This window comes from Pedobacter cryoconitis (assembly GCF_003259615.1).
Taxonomy (GTDB): domain Bacteria; phylum Bacteroidota; class Bacteroidia; order Sphingobacteriales; family Sphingobacteriaceae; genus Pedobacter; species Pedobacter cryoconitis.
In genome coordinates this window covers 21,360-35,884 of record NZ_QLLR01000018.1, presented here as the reverse complement: position 1 = coordinate 35,884, position 14,525 = coordinate 21,360, and the positions used below count along the sequence as shown (strand labels likewise).

At 39.5% G+C, this 14,525-nt stretch carries 9 protein-coding genes; 3 read left to right on the top strand and 6 right to left on the bottom strand.

Translation table 11 applies throughout. From position 1 onward, the window contains the following. Positions 1-206 precede the first annotated feature (206 nt). The 6 genes from LY11_RS16480 to LY11_RS16455 all read right to left on the bottom strand — a co-directional run bounded on the left by LY11_RS16480 (position 207) and on the right by LY11_RS16455 (position 8,344). Entirely contained in the window at positions 207-1,787 is a 1,581-nt protein-coding gene (locus LY11_RS16480; protein ID WP_111634749.1) for a SusD/RagB family nutrient-binding outer membrane lipoprotein, read from the bottom strand. A gap of 11 nt (positions 1,788-1,798) precedes the next feature. After that, positions 1,799-4,849, bottom strand: a complete 3,051-nt coding sequence (locus LY11_RS16475; RefSeq protein ID WP_111634748.1) for a SusC/RagA family TonB-linked outer membrane protein — start codon at positions 4,847-4,849, stop codon at positions 1,799-1,801. 297 nt (positions 4,850-5,146) lie between these two features. Next, the gene (locus LY11_RS16470; RefSeq protein ID WP_111634747.1) at positions 5,147-5,386 is read right to left on the bottom strand and encodes a UBP-type zinc finger domain-containing protein; all 240 of its coding nucleotides are present in this window, start codon (positions 5,384-5,386) and stop codon (positions 5,147-5,149) included. Between the two features lie 75 nt (positions 5,387-5,461). Beyond that, positions 5,462-6,085 (bottom strand): Fe(II)-2OG oxygenase family protein, encoded by a 624-nt coding sequence (locus tag LY11_RS16465; RefSeq protein ID WP_111634746.1) that lies wholly within the window; start codon positions 6,083-6,085, stop codon positions 5,462-5,464. A gap of 353 nt (positions 6,086-6,438) precedes the next feature. Then, complete coding sequence (locus LY11_RS16460; protein ID WP_111634745.1) at positions 6,439-7,080, bottom strand: TetR/AcrR family transcriptional regulator; 642 nt, start codon at positions 7,078-7,080, stop codon at positions 6,439-6,441. Between the two features lies 1 nt (position 7,081). Further along, the gene (locus LY11_RS16455) at positions 7,082-8,344 is read right to left on the bottom strand and encodes an aminotransferase class I/II-fold pyridoxal phosphate-dependent enzyme (protein WP_245952806.1); all 1,263 of its coding nucleotides are present in this window, start codon (positions 8,342-8,344) and stop codon (positions 7,082-7,084) included. 126 nt (positions 8,345-8,470) lie between these two features. Between LY11_RS16455 and LY11_RS16450 the strand changes: the two genes are divergently transcribed. The 3 genes from LY11_RS16450 (at position 8,471) to LY11_RS16440 (ending at position 14,493) form a co-directional block, all read left to right on the top strand. After that, positions 8,471-8,845, top strand: a complete 375-nt coding sequence (locus tag LY11_RS16450) for a hypothetical protein (RefSeq protein WP_111634743.1) — start codon at positions 8,471-8,473, stop codon at positions 8,843-8,845. 115 nt (positions 8,846-8,960) lie between these two features. Then, positions 8,961-13,322, top strand: a complete 4,362-nt coding sequence (locus LY11_RS16445) for a CusA/CzcA family heavy metal efflux RND transporter (protein WP_111634742.1) — start codon at positions 8,961-8,963, stop codon at positions 13,320-13,322. A 22-nt stretch (positions 13,323-13,344) separates the two neighbouring features. Then, entirely contained in the window at positions 13,345-14,493 is a 1,149-nt protein-coding gene (locus LY11_RS16440; protein WP_111634741.1) for an efflux RND transporter periplasmic adaptor subunit, read from the top strand. The last annotated feature ends 32 nt before the right edge of the window (positions 14,494-14,525 follow it).

The window sequence follows — 14,525 nt, the reverse complement described above, 5'->3', positions numbered from 1 at the left end:
GCTTAGTGTAAATTTATTTGCAGGTAGATGATGAATCAAATATAACATATTTCATAATGAGGTAGGAACTAACTCCTGTGAAAAAATAGAATCAATAGGGGGATAGTGTAAAAATCTGTCTGTAGTTTTTTACTGATAAAACGATTTTTTATAAGTATAAGACTCCACTATTATCAGAGTCTTATACTTATAAAAAAAAATATTAATTATGGCTGATTCCACCAAAGAGGGGTTAGTAACCGGGTCTTTTCAGAATTATCCGCTACATTCTTTGGATTTCGTGTCGCCTCATTAGTTTCATAAACCATAGCCTGTATCCATGGATCACTATCATTTGGCGAGAAAATAGTTGTATTGATATTCAGTGGTTTTTTAAGTCCCGGGCCATAAATCTCTTTACTATAATCCATTCTGCGCATATCTACCCAAGTCTCACTATTTAAACACTGCGTTATATATTTCTGACGGAAAATGTGGCTTAGTCCTTGTGTCAGGCTTGAAAAATGTAAAGCAAGACCATCGCTCAGTTGTGCCGCCCAATAACTATTGATGTCAGGCGTGCTCACTCCCAGTTTTCTCATATTCGCTTTAACACCTGATTCATAATCTGCTAAAGCGCCAGCCGTATTGCCAGAACGTAATTTGGCTTCTGCTTCTATTAACTTCACTTCAGAATAAGTGATAAAAGGAAATGGGGAAGTTGTGCTTGTATAATAACCACTCTTACTAAAGGCTCCATAATCAGCAACCGCAGTTTTAGTTGCATCCCCATTTGACCCATCTGCCAATATGCCCTGGCCACCAGCAAGGGCACCTCCAGACCTTAAGCCTCTGTATATTCCGTCCGACGCTGCGGGGCGCATAATTTTGGTGATGCGCGGGTCCTGGTAAATGTTGTTGGTTACCGGGAAACTGGTTAACATATTTACAAAAAACTGGCTCCATGTAAAGTATCTTGGATCTGTAGTACTGGTAAAACCACCCCAGCTTGACCATGGGTTTTCATCAGTTTGTAATGCACCTGCGATATAGTCAAACTGCGCGTCCATTCCATCTGCATTAAATGCCTTTTCACAAGCTTCTATAACCTTTTCCGGATTATAAAGCGCCGTTTTTTTTGTTAAATGATTCAGATAGCGTGCTTTTAAGGCGTAAGCAAAACGTTTCCATTTACTTACATCACCCTGGTAAAGAATATCTCCGTTTTTAGAATTCAGCGCAGCCGTTTTATTTGTTCCGTCAAAAGCAATAATAGCTTCATCCAGTAAAGTTTGTATGCGTTGATAAGCAGTTTGCTGATCATCAAACGAAGGAACAAGATTGATACCTGAAGCTCCATTGTAAAAATCATTGACCACAATTGATCCATATTGATCTGTTAACATGCCTAAATTTAAAGCCAGCAGTGTTTTGCCCGCTCCTGTGAAATGCGGATTGCCTTCAGCTTCACCCAAATTAATTAAATCGACACAATTTGGCATCGTATACACATACGCATTTTGCCAGAAAACATAGGATGCCGTATAGCGCCACTGTTCAGCATTTCTATTGGTCCCAGTATTTAACTGTGTGGTGCCATATTGTACTAATCCAGCAGTTTCTCTGGAACCACGCCACATTGAAGCCCCGTTAGTCGTCGTTATTGCACCAACCAGACGGTTAGCAGCAGAAACCGAGGTTGGATTATTTGGATCTGTATTTACATCCAGATACTTTTTGCAGGAGGTATTCAGCATTAAAACAGCAAAACTTAAAATCGAAATAATTTTTATATGTAGTATTTTCATGATTGATAATATTAAAATGATAACCTCAGACCCAAATCAAATCCTCTCGTTGCCGGGATACCCAGGTTGTCAAACCCAAATGAACCTGAGCCACTCACTCCCGCTCCGCTCCCTGAAACTTCTGGATCAACGCCCGAATAATTCGTGATCAGGATCAAATTGCGGCCAGTTAATGAAACCTGTAAATTGGATAGTCCAATCCCCTTAATACTTGTTTTTGGAAAACTATAACTTATTGTCGCATAGCGAAGGCGGTACCAGCTACCATCTTCCACAAAATCGTATCCTTGTTTGGCATATAAAGTCTGATAATAATTCTGATCAAGGTTGATACTTTTTGTATTGACCAGTCCTGTAGACTCAATGATCCCGTCAAAAACCCTTGACGTTCTGTCCAGCGTCTTTTTACTGGTACCTGAATAAACCATGGCATTTTCTGTGTTATTAAAAATATCACCACCCCGTCTTATATCAATCATAAAAGATAAAGACAGGTTTTTATAAGTGAAAGTATTGGTAATCCCGGCAGTAAAATCTGGGTTTCTATCACCAATTATACTTAGTGCAGGTGCTACCTGGGGAGCTCCATTATTATCTAACAGCAACTTCCCTTCACTATTGGTTTTCCATGTCGTACCATTGATGCCGAATAAAGAACCATTTAGAAATGCAGCAGCCTGTGCTACATTAGCACCTCCGGCTGCAACCCAGGCATCCGATAATTCTATTCTGTCTAATTCGCCCGGCAATGATTTTACTGTTGATTTATTCTTTGCAAAATTCAGATCTACAGACCATTTGAAATTTTGACGTGCAACAGGCTGGATATTTAATATTGCTTCAACACCTCTGCTGTTAATAGAACCTCCGTTCAGATAAGCCAGAAATGCACCAGAGGAAGGCGTTGTGCGCGTACCAAGAATCTGATTATCTGAAGTAGAATTGTAATAAGTTACATCCAGCCCTAACCTGCTTTTGAAAAATCTAATATCGGTTCCGATTTCAAACGAATTAGTAAACTCAGGCTGAAGCAGCGGGTTTCCATAATATGCACCCGAATTGATAATAAAACCTCTTGGGTTTATTGTAAAACTATTTGTTGTTGTGCCTAATGTAGTAGCCAGCACATAAGGAGGAGCATCTTTACCAACCCTTGCCCACGAGGCCCTGAACTTGCCAAATGAAAAGACCTGATCGTCTGATTTAAGGCCCATTACTTTTAAGATCTCAGAGAACAAGACAGAGGTGCTTATTGCAGGATAAAAGAATGAACGTGCATCTTTTCTGACCGTAGATGACCAATCATTACGCCCACGGAAATTCAGATAGACCAGGTTTTTGTAATCCAGGTTCAAATCTGCAAAAACGCCCATTATTCTCCTTCTGGTAACCGTATTGATACTTGTTCTTGTGTTTGGCAGTGTATTATTTGTTGAATTGAATGTAGGGTCAATGAAGCCTAGTCCCGTTGTTGTTATTCCTTCATACGCCATTGATTCAAGATTGTGTCCAAGGGTAAGGCTAGTATTGAAATCATCCCAAAAGGTTTTCTTTCCCGTTACCAGCAGGGTAGAAGTAGTGATCTGGTTGGTTGAAGCGACTTCAGAAATAGCTCCTTTTTCTTCACCAACAACAGTCGTCCCCGCTCCCCTGATACTTTTAAACTTCTCATTATAGAAATCTGTTCCTAAGCGATAAGTTACATTCAGAAAAGAAAATGGATCATATACGATGTTTCCATTGGCAATTATCCTGTTTATTTTGTCAGTAACCGGTTTATAATTCCGGCTCCAATACGGATTGTCTATACCAGTAAGCGTGCGCTGACTACCATCTGGATTTAAATAAATACTCATGTTGTCACTTGTTGGCCACAGTGCAGCGCCCATCACGCCATTACCACTACCCTGTAGCACATATTTCCGGTCAGATTCTACATAATTCATCGTTCCGCCAACTTTTAGTTTATCTGAAATCCTGCTGTCGCCGCTCAACCGGAATGATTTGCGCTTGTAACTGGTGTTTTCTACAATCCCTTTCTGATCTAATAAACCAGCAGAAGCAAAAAAGGTGGTTTTTTCGTTGCCACCACTTGCAGAAACATCATGAGTTTGTGAGAATCCGGTTTTAAAGAAATCGCCAAGATTATTGTAAACAGGTTCTCCCTGATTTAACAACGGACCCCATGAACCAGTAGCAACTGTATTGGAAATGCCCTGTTCTCCCTGTTTATAAACAGATTGAAGTTCAGGCAGCTTGTTAACCTGATCAAAAGAGAAATTAGTTGAATAGGTAATCTTGCCGGCCCCGGAAACCCCTTTTTTAGTTGTAATTACAATGGCTCCCGAAGCTGCCCGTAAGCCATACAATCCGGCAGCAGCAGGCCCCTTTAACACCGTAATACTTTCTATATCCTCGGGATTGATGTCAATTGCCCTGTTTGAAGCCGGTGCTGCGCTTGCAGCTAATCCTCCCTGGGAAACAGGTGTACTGTTATCAATGGGAATACCATCTACTACAAAAAGCGGTTGATTATTTCCACTTAGCGAAGACCCGCCACGGATATTAATACTTGCTGAAGAGCCCGGAGCACCGCTTGAATTATTGATTTGTACACCCGCGACTTTTCCCTGCAGCGCGTTCACAATATTAGGCTGATTAGATTCTACGATTTCTTTTGCCTTTACATTTTGTGTGGCATAACCCAGCCCGCGTACCTGCTGCTTTACCCCGAAAGCGGTTACAGCCACTTCAATTAATCCCTTTGAATCTTGTTTTAGGCTAACGTTGAGTATAGCTGCTGGTCCAACCACTTGTTCCTGATTCATCGAACCAATAAAGGAGAATACCATAATTTCTCCCGGCCTGGCTTTGATAGAATAATTTCCTTCCGTGTTCGTCATCACACCCAAAGCCGTTCCTTTAATTTTGACAGTCACTCCAGGGAGTGGTAGTCCATCTTCTGCTGAAGTTACTTTTCCTGATACTGTTTTTTCCTGCCCCATTACCTGCACGGAAAAGAATAAAACGGTCATCAGAAATAAGAGTATAATTTTCTTCATTTCTTATTGATTTTGGTTAATTATTAGGTTAATATATATCGGAAAATAAGATAATAAATCCTGCTGATATGCCATGATTTTATCTTTATATAAACCAAAAAGAAAAATGATCAGATAAGAAAAGCCGCTTTGTTAATAACAATAATTGTTACCTGGCTGAAGAAGAAAGAGAAGGAAATAAACAAGAGAAACAAAGGAGCTGGCAGCGCCTGTGATGCGTTAAAATAATTGCAGAACGGATAGCAATATCCCTTCTGCAACTCATTAATATTCTACAAATACCTCGTCCGGGTAACATCATAACCAGCGTTCTCCGGGTTCAGCAGATGAAATTACCGGATGTTTACTTTTATGATAATGTTTAGTCATGTGTTTTTCCGGGGAATCATCACAGCAAAGTGTTTGCCCGCAAGTCTGGCAGACCCGTAAATGAACCCATTCAGTATGTTGCTTAATACACTCTTCGCAAACATAATCTTTACTTAATTTGACGTTTTTGATAGCAGTAATATGGCTGCAAACTTCCTGTTCATCCATTGTTTTGTTGTTTATGTTATATAAAGTTAAATAATATATCCAATCAGTTTGTTTGCCCAGCTTTTAAACAGGTCCTTATTTATAATACAATCTGACGCTTTTAAACTGTCGTCCATTGTCATTTGAGAAGTTGGTTTTACTATGCACAATTCTATGGTTATTAAGTACTAAAAAGTCTCCCTCATTCAAATAATATTGCTCTCCCATTTCATGGATTATATCTTCAAGCTTTTTGAGTATGTCTTTAGCAATATGTAATAGCGTAGTTGTATTAATCGTTTCCCCATTATAGCGCAGCTGGTATTCCTCATCTTTTTTAGTGAGTACAGCAGCTTTGCCCGAGCTAAATTCGAATATTGGTGTGCTCAGGATGTCGATGTCAATTTCAGTCAGTCTGGTCAGAATTTTATCGACATTGCATAAAACGGCTGGCTTATTATCTATATGAGCTGAATTCAGGCATAAATGTGCTATAACATCATGGAAATAGTCATCCTCACTGGATACCTCGAAATATTGCTCTGTGATTGGTGAACCCACCTCATTACAAATCAATTTAAAAAGATCCAGTGAATTGACAGAAGTATTTTTAACAATACATCCAAATTTGTCTTTGTGTAAGTTCTCGGCTACTGATGTGGAAATAGCAGAGACATGGTCATGTCGCAGCTCCTCATGCTGAAGATCAATAATGTGCATAATTGTAAAATTTAATAGTTTAAAATAGGTAGGTAGTTTTTGAATTTTTCAGGTATTTACATTTCTCTTTATGTTTTATTAATATTCTTAAAAGTTATTTGTTAATCCTTATGTGCAAGAATAAAGACTATTTTTTGATATTCCTAAGGATATTTCACCTATTAGTGAATAATAGAATCTGATATATGGCTAATTAATCAATGCTGAATAGTTTGATTTAGTATACAAGGAAATCAGGATGGTATAAAAAAGAGCAAACAGGAGTAGGAATCATTTGAAATGAATCAAAAGAGACTGGTAAGGAAGAGAAAAAGTGGGGCGGAAGTATAGAAGAAGAGGAGAGGTTCGGTTAACTATTTTTTTGCTTCAGTATAGCTCCATTTAACAATCTGGCGCAGGCTTTTGATAATTCTTTGCTGATCAGGTACTTCATTAATATCAAGACCACAAAATGTGCTGCCGTTTGACTTTGCATGTAAAACCAGGTAATAAATTCCTCCAATTAAAATCGCCTGAATAGCTCTTATATCAACGTCTGTCCCTCCAAAATGTGGGTCAGTAAGCTTAAAAAGTTCATTTCCTAAAACCTCCCTGGCATCGGCAATTTCCCGCATTAACTCATTCTTCTCACTGATTTCCCAAAGAATGACCTTCTGCATTTCTTCTGCATCAAGGAAAAAGTTAAACTGGTCAACTAAAATCTGGCTGGCAAGCTCCTGGCCGAAGTTGCCCTGATGTGCTTCAATTAACCCTTGTATACCCTCAGAAAAGGCACTCCAATAATCCTTCTGCCTTACATAAGTTTCTACAAGCTTGTCAACATTCTCAAAATAAAGATAAATAAGCTTCTTGTCAACCTTGGCTTTAGTAGCAATATTATTTACCCCCAAACCTTTATAGCCTTCGGTTTTTATGATTTCACCAACAGCATTTAATAATTTCAGCCTGGTTTTCTCCTTATTTCTTATCGGTCCTTCGGTAACTTTTCTGACCATCTTATGCACTTTGTCCTGCAATATCAAGTTTTTGATTTACAAATTCAAACGCACTCAGGGCTTTATCTAATTGTTCCCTCGTATGGGTCGCCATTAAACTCATCCTTATCCGGGCATCTTTTTTGGCTACAGCAGGATATAATATTGGATTTGTATAGATACCAGCCTTGAGCAATAACTTGCCAGCGTCACCAGTTTTATGAGGATCTCCGATTTTCACAGGAATTATGGCAGATCCGGTAGTGCCTGTATCTATACCAATATCAAGGAGTCCTTTCTTAAAATAATTGATGTTTTCCCATAACTTTAACTGCCATTGCGGCTCTTCATCAATTAACTCAATCGCTTTAATAATGCCCGCTGCTGCAGGAGTACTGGTTGCTGAGAAGATCTGTTGTCTGGACTGGAACTTAAGAAAGTTGATCAGGTCGGGATTTGCAATCACATACCCTCCGATATTCGCAAAAGTTTTACTGAAAGTTCCTGAAATAAGGTCTACCTCATGCAGCAGATCAAGCTGTTCCAAAGCACCTCTTCCGGTCGCGCCCAATACTCCGGTGCCATGTGCATCATCAACCATTACATAGGCCCCATACTGTCTCGCCAGGCTGATTATTTCCCTTAAAGGTGCAATGTCACCATCCTGAGAATAAACACCATCAACAATGACCAGTTTAGTTCTGTATTGCGTTCTGGCGGCTTTTAAAATTCGTTCCAGAGACTCCATATGGTTATGAAGAAATGTTTTTGTATTTGTTAAAATGCAGCCCTCATAAATACTCGCATGCACAGCCATATCCACTATCGCTAAATCCTCTTTCTGTAAAAGGCTCATTAAAGTAGCACTATTAGCTGTATAACCTGTAGTATAAATAACTGATGAATCCTTACCCCGCTTAAAAAAAGCTGCAATTTTCTCTTCTAAAATCTCATGGTAAGAAAAATGCCCGCCAATTAAAGGTGACGCACCTGCACCCGTACCGAAGTCTGTTATGCCCTGTATAGCAGCAGCTTTTACTTTTGGATGTTGCGTAAAACCCAGGTAATCATTGGAAACAAAGCTCACGTAATCAAAGCCATTCTGATGTATTGAAGTTTTTACACACATTTCCGGCCCGCAGCCTGAGAAATTCTGAAGACGGTAATTCATGTGGCCGTTATCCTTCATATATTGCAGAAAATTGCCGAAAACAGTAGCCCTGGCATATATATCGTGGCCTTCAATGTTCTCGAAATTTTTAAAAGTAGCAGTGGCAAAGTCCATTTTTATGGCAGTTTAAGATTGAGAGGTGAGCGAAAATAATTTAACACAATACTAGTTAACGTTATTTAAGTTTGCAAATTAATTTCACACGATGTTGAATGGTGATGATTTGTCTATATTTACGACGTGAAAAGGGTCTGTTTATACGTACTATTTCCAATTCTTTTTCTGAATACCTCTTTTTCTGAAGTATTCAAACTGCCCCATCTTGTCTCACATTTTCAGCAGCACCATCAGCAAAACAGTGAGGTTGGAATTATCGATTTTCTGTCCATGCACTATTTTGGTGAAGACCTGAACGATAATGATGACGATGAGGATATGAAACTGCCATTTAAAAAGATCAGTAGCCAGGGACATATTTCTCAGGCCATTTCTTTCTCAAAAACTATTCAATTTAAACAACACTATATCTTTTTGCTGGATGCCCGCGTTAAACCCGGGCAACACTGGCTGTGCAATCCTGCACTGGACAACTTGTTCAGACCTCCCAGAGTATAATTTCTTCTTTTAAAATTCCGCAGAAGCCATTTAAACGGCTTTTATTAGCGTGTTATGGAAATATTACTTCCATAGCACTGATGTATTCCTGTTTTTTTTAAAATAATTATAACTTATGCTTAACCTGATTATTAGCTTTTCTATAAAGAATAAGCTGATCATTGGTCTTTTTGTATTCACGCTGATTGGCTGGGGTACTTATGAGGTCACCAAATTACCCATAGATGCACTTCCGGATATTACTGATAACCAGGTTCAGGTGATCACCGTATCACCCTCTCTTGGCGCTCCAGATATTGAAAGACTGATTACTTTTCCTATCGAGCAGGCCTGCAGCAGTATCTCCGGTCTTAAACAAATCAGAAGTTTTTCCCGTTTTGGACTTTCCCTGGTTACCATTGTGTTCAATGAAGAAACCGATGTTTACTGGGCCCGTCAACAGATCAGTGAAAAATTACAACAAGTACAACAAGAGATCCCTGCAGGCGTAGGATCTCCTCAAATGGCCCCGGTTTCTACCGGACTGGGTGAGATCTATCAATATGTGGTCCGGCCACTTAAAGGATATGAAGCACAATATGATGCTACAGAACTCCGCACCATTCAAGACTGGATTGTACGCCGTCAACTTTTAGGAACGCCTGGTATCGCGGAAGTTTCCAGTTTCGGAGGTAAACTCAAACAATATGAGATTGCTGTTCGCCAGGAACAATTGAAAGCCCACAATCTTACTATAGCCGACGTATTTGGAGCTTTAGAAAGAAACAATGAAAATACAGGAGGCGCTTATATCGAAAAAGGACCTACTGTGTTATATATCAGGAGTGAAGGCCTTACTGAAACTACCCAGGACATACAGCAGATTGTAGTTAAAACATTAGAAAATGGTACTCCTTTACTGATGAAAGATGTGGCCACTGTTCAATACGGAGCTGCAATCAGGTATGGCGCAATGACCTACAATGACCAGGGCGAGGTAGCTGGTGCTGTAGTTATGATGCTGAAAGGAGAAAACTCCTCCGTAGTGGTTAAAAGAGTTAAAGATAAGATTGCTGAAATACAGAAAATGCTGCCAAAAGGAGTCGTTATTGAACCCTTTCTCGATCGGACTAAAATGGTGGACAATGCTATTCATACTGTGGAAACCAATTTATTAGAAGGCGCATTGATTGTTATTTTTGTCCTTGTATTCTTTCTCGGTAACCTCAGAGCAGGGCTGATCGTATCCTCAGTTATTCCGCTATCTATGTTATTTGCAATTATTCTGATGAATAAATTTGGAGTCGGAGGAAACCTGATGTCCTTGGGAGCGATAGATTTCGGACTGATTGTGGATGGTTCCGTTATCGTTGTTGAAGCGATATTACACCGCTTTGTACATTCCAAACAATTTAGAACAGCAGGGCATATCAGTCAGGAACAGATGGATAAAGAGGTTGGTAAATCTACTGGCTCTATGATTAAATCGGCTGTTTTCAGCCAGATCATTATTCTGATTGTTTATTTACCAATTCTTTCACTCGAAGGCATCGAAGGAAAGATGTTTAAACCCATGGCATTTACGATTGCATTTGCCATTCTGGGTGCATTTATTTTATCCATTACCTACGTTCCGATGATGTCGGCCTTATGCCTGAGTAAAAACCTGAAGCATGAAAAAAACATGACTGACAGGTTGATGGCATGGCTGGAAAGAAAATATCAGCCACTGCTAAGCAAAGTATTGCATTTTCCTAAAACTATCATCCTGATTACACTCTCTTTATTTGTGGTTGCTGTATTTATACTGACCAGATTAGGCGGAGAATTCATTCCTCAGCTCGAAGAAGGTGATTTTGCTGTTGAAACCAGGCTATTGACCGGGAGTAACTTAAATAACACGATTGAAACGACACAAAAGGCCTCTAAAATTCTTTTAAAAGAGTTTCCGGAGGTTCAGAAAATAGTAACCAAGATCGGGAGTGCTGAAATCCCTACAGATCCGATGCCATTTGAAGCAGGGGATATGATGGTTATTCTTAAAGACAAAAAAGAATGGACTTCCGCTAAATCATTTCCGGAATTAAGTGCGAAAATGACTAAAGCGCTCGAAGTTGTTCCGGGTATTACAGTTGGATTTCAATTTCCTGTTCAAATGCGTTTCAATGAATTGATGACAGGAGCAAGGCAAGATGTGGTCTGTAAGATTTTTGGAGAAGATCTGGATTCCCTTGCCAGTTATGCCCACCGTTTAACCGGAATTATTCAGACCGTCAAAGGAGCCATTAATATTTATGAAGAAAAAGTAAACGGGATGCCCCAGGTTGTCGTGAAATATAACAGAGAAGGCATGGCTAAATACGGCTTGAATGTGAGTGATGTAAACCGGGTGGTGAATACCGCTTTTGCCGGACAGGTAGCAGGCCAGGTTTATGAGGGAGAAAAGCGATTTGATATGGTGGTCAGGTTAGACGGCGGGGCACGCAAGAATATCGCCGACATACGTAACCTGAAGATTCCGGCAAAAACCGGAGGCCAGATCCCATTATCATTAGTTGCTTCAGTGGAGGAAGTTGAAGGTGTGAACCAAATTCAGCGGGAAGACACTAAACGCAGAATTATTATTGGATTTAATATCAAAGACAGAGACGTACAATCTATAGTAGAAGAATTGCAGCAGAAGGTTGGAAAAGATCTTCATTTGAATAAAGGATATACCATACAATATGGAGGCTCTTTTGAGAATATGACTGCTGCCAAAGCAAGATTAAGTATTGTGGTGCCTATAGCGCTTTTACTTATTTTTCTGCTGCTGTATTTTGCCTTTAGTTCAGTAAAACAAGGACTGCTGATTTATACTGCAATCCCTTTATCAGCTATCGGCGGGATTCTGGCACTGTGGATGAGAGATCTTCCTTTTAGTATTTCTGCCGGAGTAGGTTTCATAGCCTTATTCGGAGTCGCTGTTTTAAACGGGATCCTTTTAGTGACTGAATTTAACCGTTTGAAAAAAGAGGGCTGGACAGATGTTAAACGTATTGTGATACATGCTACCAAATCAAAGCTGCGGGCCGTTCTGATGACCGCTTTGGTTCCTTCCCTTGGATTTATTCCGATGGCGATCAGTACTGGTGCAGGTGGTGCCGTACAGAAGCCGCTGGCTACCGTGGTGATCGGTGGTTTAATTGTCTCTACTTTACTTACACTATTCGTTTTACCTATGCTTTACATACTCTTTGAAAAAGGGTTCAAATATTTCAGGCCGCAAAAAGCAATAGCTGCCGTAATTATCTTGTTCTTTATCAGCTTCCATTCAACCGCTCAGCAAAAAATACATTTGCCAGCGGCGATAGACAGTGCCTTAAAAAATAATAAAGCCCTGAGGGTGTCTATATTGGAAACCAACTATCACCGGGAATTGAAAAAAAGCAGCTTTGATGTTCAAAAAGCGACTGCAGGATTTGAATTTGGTCAGTATAACAGTTTAAATAATGATAACAGGTTTTCGATCTCACAAAGCATCGATTTCCCTTCAGTATATACCCGGCAGTCGGCTATTTATAAAACAAATATCCAGCTAAGTGAAACTGGTGAATTACAACAGCAGCTGGAGCTGAAAACAAGAGTCAAATCTACTTATTATGGCTTATTGGTGCTGGAAAATAAACGCAAATTACTCTTACAGGCAGACAGTATCTATGGTAACTTTTTGAAGAAAGCTGAACAACGCTTTAATTCAGGTGATGTAGACGCACTGGAACTCGTAACTGCAAGGAATCAGCGTTCGCAAATTTCTAACCAGCTGGAAATTCTAAAAACAGATTACCAGGTCTTATTGAACCGCTTTAACCTGTTGCTGAACAGTCAGGAGAAATTGGTTCCTGAAACCGATAGTGTAGTATATAAACTTGCTTCTTTGCCAGCAGCTGATCAAATTGCAGCTAATCCTTCGCTGAAATTACAACAACAGCAGATCCTGCTCTCTCAGCAGCAGTACAAATTAGAAAAAAGCAAACTCATGCCCTCCTTAAATGTCGGTTACAGTAACGCCAGTATTGTAGGCTTGCAGACTACCACTTCAGGCAACGATTTATACTTTGATAAAAGCAAAAGGTTCTCCTCTGTGAATATTGGTGTTGGAATTCCCCTGTTTTTTGGTGCGCAGCGTTCCAGGATCAAAGCCTCGAATGTATTGATCAGGCAGCGGGAACAGGAATTTTCTGTGATCGAGCAGGAGTTGAATAACAGGATGGAAGATGCGTTGAAAATTTATGCGCAGCACAGCAGACTAATCACCTCTTATCAAAGCTCAATTCTACCCAATGCCTCTAAAATAATTACCATTACCACCGATAAATTGAATGCAGGAGAAATCGGTTACCTGGATTGGGTGATCTTAATCAATCAATCTATCCAAATCCGTGGTGAATATTTCAATACTGTTCAGCAATTGAATGAAGCAGCTTTTGAAATAGAAAAAATAAGTGCCATTAACTAAGTTTTAACAACTATAAAAACAGATGAAAAAAGTAATTCTATTCGCGTCCTTTTTGCTCATTTTATTCTCGTCCTGCAGCAATAAGCAGCAAGAGGAAAAGACGGATGCACAAGAGCAAAAGCCAGTAATAAAAGCCGATGAAGATTTGGTGCAGCTTTTACCAGAACAAATCAAAAACTCAGGAGTGGAAACCGGGCCTTTTGAAAAGAAGGAAATGCACACGATCCTAAAAGTGAACGGCGTGGTTGATGTACCACCTGAAAATATGGTATCCATCAGTATCCCATTAGGCGGCTATGTTAAAAAGATGATGCTGATTCCGGGAATGCGGGTTGCTAAAGGAAGTATATTGGCAACCATAGAAGATCAGCAATACATTCAGTTACAACAAGACTATCTGACAGCAAAGAGTAAATTGAAATTTGCAGAAGCAGATTATATTCGTCAAAAAGGTTTAAATGCTACAAAGGCAACAAGCGATAAGCTTTTTCAGCAAGCAGAAAGTGAATTCAGCAGTCAGAAAATCCTTGCGCGTTCACTAGCCGAAAAGATCAGGTTAATCGGTTTGAACCCGAATGCCCTGAATGAGAATAATATTTCAAGAGCAATTAATATTTATGCCCCTATCAGCGGATACGTTACTAAAGTAAACGTAAATACCGGGAAGTACGTTACTTCTTCAGATGTTTTATTCGAGCTCATTAACCCGGGAGCTTTACATGTGAACCTGACTGTATTTGAAAATGATGCCTCTAAATTAAAAGAAGGACAAAGGATTGTTTGTACAACCAATAAACATCCGGAGAAGAAATACCTGGCTGTTATTCATTTGATTACACCAAACATAGGCGAAGACCGTACAACCAGTGTACATTGTGACCTGAAAGATTCCGGCAAAGATTTATTGCCTGGTACTTTTATGAATGCCACTATTGAATTAAACAATAACAGCGTAACCGCAGTTCCGGAAAGCGCAGTAGTGAAATGGGAGAATAAAGAATATGTTTTTTCCGCAGAGGGAGGAAATAAATTCAGAATGCGAAAAGTAGAAACCGGGGTGATTAACAACGGATTTGTTGAAATTAAATCACCATTGGATGTGAAATCAATTGTAGTCAAAAATGCTTATGCGATTTTAATGAAAATGAAGAATAGCGAAGAAGAAGGATAAATAATTAATTTCATATTATATTTACGACGAAG